Source organism: Clavibacter sp. MX14-G9D, assembly GCF_032917815.1.
In the GTDB taxonomy this organism is placed as follows: Bacteria; Actinomycetota; Actinomycetes; order Actinomycetales; family Microbacteriaceae; genus Clavibacter; species Clavibacter michiganensis_K.
In genome coordinates this window covers 1-3134 of record NZ_JAVCVL010000276.1, presented here as the reverse complement: position 1 = coordinate 3134, position 3134 = coordinate 1, and the positions used below count along the sequence as shown (strand labels likewise).

The 3134-nt window shown below is 76.1% G+C and carries 3 protein-coding genes; 2 read left to right on the top strand and 1 reads right to left on the bottom strand.

What is annotated here, in order from left to right; translation table 11 throughout:
* Both Q6969_RS14590 and Q6969_RS14585 read left to right on the top strand, forming a co-directional pair.
* Window positions 1-632, top strand: a 632-nt coding sequence (locus Q6969_RS14590; protein ID WP_317231094.1) for a sugar phosphate isomerase/epimerase family protein, incomplete at its 5' end; no start/stop codon positions are given.
* 63 nt (window positions 633-695) lie between these two features.
* Window positions 696-2705 carry a beta-galactosidase gene (locus Q6969_RS14585; RefSeq protein WP_317231093.1) on the top strand — a complete coding sequence of 670 codons (2010 nt, stop codon included), beginning with the start codon at window positions 696-698 and terminating at the stop codon, window positions 2703-2705.
* A gap of 44 nt (window positions 2706-2749) precedes the next feature.
* Here the strand turns inward: Q6969_RS14585 and Q6969_RS14580 are convergent.
* A partial coding sequence (locus Q6969_RS14580) for a substrate-binding domain-containing protein (protein WP_317231092.1) occupies window positions 2750-3134 on the bottom strand: 385 nt, incomplete at its 5' end.

The window sequence follows — 3134 nt, the reverse complement described above, 5'->3', positions numbered from 1 at the left end:
CCGCCGTCGAGGGCCCGGCGCGGCGCGCGGCCCTCGATGCCAACCGGCGCGCGCTCGACGAGGCCGCGGCCCTCGGGGCGCCCGAGCTCGTGCTCGTCGCCGGCGGCCTGCCCGACGGATCCCGCGACCTCGTCGGCGCCCGCGGACGCGTGCAGGACGCCCTCGCCGAGCTGGTCGCGCACGCCGAGCGGACGGGCGTGCGGCTCGCGATCGAGCCGCTGCACCCCATGTACGCCTCCGACCGCGCCGTGGTCTCGACGCTCGCCCAGGCCCTCGACCTCGCGGCGCCCTTCGCCGCGGAGGCCGTGGGCGTCGTGGTCGACGCGTTCCACGTGTGGTGGGATCCGGAGGTGCTGGCGGGGATCGCCCGCGCCGGGTCCGAGCGCCGCATCGCGAGCTACCAGGTGTGCGACTGGGCGACGCCGCTGCCCGCCGACGTGCTCCTCGCGCGGCACCTCCCGGGCGACGGCGTCATCGACCTCCCCGGGCTCACGCGCGCGGTCCGGGAGGCCGGCTACGCGGGCGACGTCGAGGTGGAGGTGTTCCACCAGGCCGTCTGGGACGAGGACCCCGCGACCGTCGCGTCCCGCGTGGTGCGCGCGTTCGCCCAGCACGTCGCGCCGCACCTCTGATCCCGCGTGCGGGCGCCGGTCGGCGCCCGCACGCCCCCACGAGCACCACGGAAGGACCCGCGCATGATCGGCTACGGAGGCGACTACAACCCGGAGCAGTGGGACGAGGCGACCTGGCACGAGGACGTCCGGCTGATGCGGGAGGCGGGCGTCACGATGGTGAGCCTCGGCATCTTCGCCTGGGCCCGGATCCAGCCGGACGAGTCCACGTTCGACTTCGCCTGGCTGGACCGGGTCCTCGACCTGCTCCACGCGGGCGGCGTGTCCGTGGACCTCGCGACCGCCACGGCGTCGCCGCCCGCGTGGGCCACGGCGGCCTACCCCGGGATGCTGCCGGTGGACGCCGACGGCTCCGTCTACTGGCCGGGGAGCCGCCAGGCGTACCGCCCCACCTCGCCCGACTACCGACGGCTCGCGGCCCGGCTCGTCACGGCGATCGCCGAGCGGTACCACGACCACCCCGCCGTCGTGCTCTGGCACGTGAACAACGAGTACGCGTGCCACCTCCCCTACGACTACTCCGACGACGCGGCCGCGGCCTTCCGGGTGTGGCTCCGCCGCAGGTACGGCGACGTCGAGGAGCTGAACCGGCGCTGGGGCACCGCGTTCTGGTCCCAGCGCTACGGGTCGTTCGAGGAGATCGTGCCGCCGCGGAAGGCGCCCTACAGCCACAACCCCGCGGGCCTGCTCGACTTCCGGCGCTTCACGTCGGACGCCCTCCTCGAGCTCTACGTGATGGAGCGGGACATCATCCGCGCGGCGGGCGCCACGCAGCCCGTGACGACGAACTTCATGGGCGCCTTCCGCCCGCTCGACTACTGGCGCTGGGCCGCCGAGGTGGACGTCGTCAGCGACGACAACTACGCGGACCCCGCCGATCCCGAGTCGTTCCGGAGCGCCGCGTTCGCCCGCGACCTCATGCGCTCGCTGAAGCCCGGCCGGCCGTGGCTGCTCATGGAGCAGGCGACGAGCGCGGTCAGCTGGCGACCCGCGAACGCGCCCAAAGTGCCCGGGCAGATGGCGGCGCTCTCCCTCCAGGCCGTGGGACGGGGCGCCGACGCGGTGCTGTTCTTCCAGTGGCGGCAGTCCCGTCGCGGCAGCGAGAAGTTCCACTCCGCGATGCTCCCCCAGGCCGGCACCGGCACGCGCACCTGGCGGGAGGTGGTCGACCTCGGGCGCACGCTCGCCGCGCTCCCGGCGCTCGGCGGCGACTCCGCGGGCGGCGACGGCTCGGGGGCGTCCGTCGCGCTCGTGCTGGACTGGGAGAACTGGTGGGCCGTCGAGAACCCCGACCACCCCGTCGTCCTCGACCTCCTGGCGCTCGTCCAGCGGTGGCACGCGGCCTTCCACCGGCAGGGGATCACGGTCGACGTCGTGCAGCCGACCGCCGACCTCTCCGGGTACGCGCTCGTCGTGCTCGCCCACTCCTACCTGCTCACCGACGCGGGCGCCCGCGGGCTGTCCGCGTACGTGGCCGGCGGGGGCCGGCTCCTCGTCACCGCCTTCAGCGACGTCGTCGACGAGGACGACGCCTTCCGGGAGGGCGGCTTCCAGGTGGGCCTCCGCGACGTGCTCGGCGTGACCGTGCTGGAGTTCGGCGCCCTCCCCGGGGATCCCGTGCGGGTGGAGAGCGAGGCCGGGACCCTCGTCGGCGAGCTGCTGGCGGAGGAGCTCGCGATCCTCGTCGCGCCCGACGACCCGCGGCCGGTCCGCGTGCTCGGCCGCTACGCCACCGGCCGCGCGGCCGGCCAGCCGGCGCTCACGGCCCGCGCCACGGGCGCGGGCACGGCCTGGTACCTGGCGACGATCCCCGACGACGCCGGGATGGCCGCGGTCACGGCGTGGGCGGCGGCCGAGGCGGGGGTCCGGCCGGTGCTCGAGCTCCCGAGCCCGTGGGTGGAGGCGTCGGTGCGGGGCGACGTCGTCACGGTCGTCAACCACGGATCCGAGGCCGTCGAGGTCGACCTGGGGGCGGTCGGGACCGACGCGGTCACGGGAGCGGCCCTCGGATCCGTGCGCCTCGAGCCCTTCGCGTGGACGCTCGTGCGGCGCCCCGGGGATCGCACGGCCTAGTCGGCGCCGGGCCACCCCCGCCCGCGCGCGACGCGCCCGCGGGGCTACCCGACCGTGGACGCGCGGACGACCAGCTCGGGCTGGAACAGGACGTGGCGCGGCTCGGCGTCGAGCAGCAGCTCGACGGCGGTCGCCCCGATCAGCGCGCTCGGCTGCCGCACGCTCGAGAGCGGGACCACGGTGGCGGAGGCGAACGCGATGTCGTCGTAGCCGATGAGGGCCACGTCCTCGGGCACGCGCACGTCGCCCTGCAGCACGAGCGCCTGCAGCACGCCGACGGCGAGCAGGTCGTTGGCGGCGAACACGGCGTCCGGGCGCGTGGCGGCGGGCCGGTCGGCGACCGCGCGACCGGCGTCCCGCCCCGCGAGCACGGAGTGCGCGTCGGTCGGGATCTCCTCGAGCGTCGCGCCGGGCACGGCGGCGACGGCC